The organism is Bacillus sp. 5RYD7K, from assembly GCF_059831465.1.
Genome location: NZ_CP191201.1, coordinates 2,501 through 5,013, shown reverse-complemented (window position 1 = coordinate 5,013; position 2,513 = coordinate 2,501). Strand labels below are relative to the sequence as shown.

2 rRNA genes (1 of these 2 cut by a window edge) are annotated in these 2,513 nt (G+C 51.7%); both read left to right on the top strand.

What is annotated here, in order from left to right:
* Positions 1–156: 156 nt before the first annotated feature.
* Positions 157–1,706: ribosomal RNA gene (locus tag ACQE26_RS19415) — 16S ribosomal RNA — on the top strand.
* 174 nt (positions 1,707–1,880) lie between these two features.
* Positions 1,881–2,513 (top strand): 23S ribosomal RNA (locus ACQE26_RS19410); it runs 2,296 nt beyond the window's last position.
* The 16S and 23S rRNA genes sit together here, the layout of an rRNA operon.

Genomic DNA, 2,513 nt, shown 5'->3' with positions numbered 1-2,513 from the left:
TGATCTTTGAAAACTAAACAAGACAAAACGTACCTGTTAATTCAAAGTTTTAAATAAATCGCACAGTGATGTGCGTAGTCAGTCAAACTAAGGTCTGCATGATGCAGGTCACACAGATGTTACTGCAGGATGCAGTGAACTTAGTCTGTGATCCATTTATCGGAGAGTTTGATCCTGGCTCAGGACGAACGCTGGCGGCGTGCCTAATACATGCAAGTCGAGCGGACAGATGGGAGCTTGCTCCCTGATGTTAGCGGCGGACGGGTGAGTAACACGTGGGTAACCTGCCTGTAAGACTGGGATAACTCCGGGAAACCGGGGCTAATACCGGATGGTTGTTTGAACCGCATGGTTCAGACATAAAAGGTGGCTTCGGCTACCACTTACAGATGGACCCGCGGCGCATTAGCTAGTTGGTGAGGTAACGGCTCACCAAGGCGACGATGCGTAGCCGACCTGAGAGGGTGATCGGCCACACTGGGACTGAGACACGGCCCAGACTCCTACGGGAGGCAGCAGTAGGGAATCTTCCGCAATGGACGAAAGTCTGACGGAGCAACGCCGCGTGAGTGATGAAGGTTTTCGGATCGTAAAGCTCTGTTGTTAGGGAAGAACAAGTGCCGTTCAAATAGGGCGGCACCTTGACGGTACCTAACCAGAAAGCCACGGCTAACTACGTGCCAGCAGCCGCGGTAATACGTAGGTGGCAAGCGTTGTCCGGAATTATTGGGCGTAAAGGGCTCGCAGGCGGTTTCTTAAGTCTGATGTGAAAGCCCCCGGCTCAACCGGGGAGGGTCATTGGAAACTGGGGAACTTGAGTGCAGAAGAGGAGAGTGGAATTCCACGTGTAGCGGTGAAATGCGTAGAGATGTGGAGGAACACCAGTGGCGAAGGCGACTCTCTGGTCTGTAACTGACGCTGAGGAGCGAAAGCGTGGGGAGCGAACAGGATTAGATACCCTGGTAGTCCACGCCGTAAACGATGAGTGCTAAGTGTTAGGGGGTTTCCGCCCCTTAGTGCTGCAGCTAACGCATTAAGCACTCCGCCTGGGGAGTACGGTCGCAAGACTGAAACTCAAAGGAATTGACGGGGGCCCGCACAAGCGGTGGAGCATGTGGTTTAATTCGAAGCAACGCGAAGAACCTTACCAGGTCTTGACATCCTCTGACAATCCTAGAGATAGGACGTCCCCTTCGGGGGCAGAGTGACAGGTGGTGCATGGTTGTCGTCAGCTCGTGTCGTGAGATGTTGGGTTAAGTCCCGCAACGAGCGCAACCCTTGATCTTAGTTGCCAGCATTCAGTTGGGCACTCTAAGGTGACTGCCGGTGACAAACCGGAGGAAGGTGGGGATGACGTCAAATCATCATGCCCCTTATGACCTGGGCTACACACGTGCTACAATGGACAGAACAAAGGGCAGCGAAACCGCGAGGTTAAGCCAATCCCACAAATCTGTTCTCAGTTCGGATCGCAGTCTGCAACTCGACTGCGTGAAGCTGGAATCGCTAGTAATCGCGGATCAGCATGCCGCGGTGAATACGTTCCCGGGCCTTGTACACACCGCCCGTCACACCACGAGAGTTTGTAACACCCGAAGTCGGTGAGGTAACCTTTATGGAGCCAGCCGCCGAAGGTGGGACAGATGATTGGGGTGAAGTCGTAACAAGGTAGCCGTATCGGAAGGTGCGGCTGGATCACCTCCTTTCTAAGGATTTTAACGGAATATAAGACCTTGGGTCTTATAAACAGAACGTTCCCTGTCTTGTTTAGTTTTGAAGGATCATTCGATTCTTCGAGATAATGTTCTTTGAAAACTAGATAACAGAAGTAATTCACATTCAATTGTAATGCAAGAAATCACGTAGTGATTCTTTTTAACGGTTAAGTTAGAAAGGGCGCACGGTGGATGCCTTGGCACTAGGAGCCGATGAAGGACGGGACGAACACCGATATGCTTCGGGGAGCTGTAAGCAAGCTTTGATCCGGAGATTTCCGAATGGGGAAACCCACCACTCGTAATGGAGTGGTATCCATATCTGAATACATAGGATATGAGAAGGCAGACCCGGGGAACTGAAACATCTAAGTACCCGGAGGAAGAGAAAGCAAATGCGATTCCCTGAGTAGCGGCGAGCGAAACGGGACCAGCCCAAACCAAGAGGCTTGCCTCTTGGGGTTGTAGGACACTCTATACGGAGTTACAAATGAATGATATAAGCGAAGAGGTCTGGAAAGGCCCGCCAAAGAAGGTAACAGCCCTGTAACTGAAATGTCGTTCTCTCCAGAGTGGATCCTGAGTACGGCGGAACACGTGAAATTCCGTCGGAATCCGGGAGGACCATCTCCCAAGGCTAAATACTCCCTAGTGACCGATAGTGAACCAGTACCGTGAGGGAAAGGTGAAAAGCACCCCGGAAGGGGAGTGAAATAGATCCTGAAACCGTGTGCCTACAAGTAGTCAGAGCCCGTTAACGGGTGATGGCGTGCCTTTTGTAGAATGAACCGGCGAGTT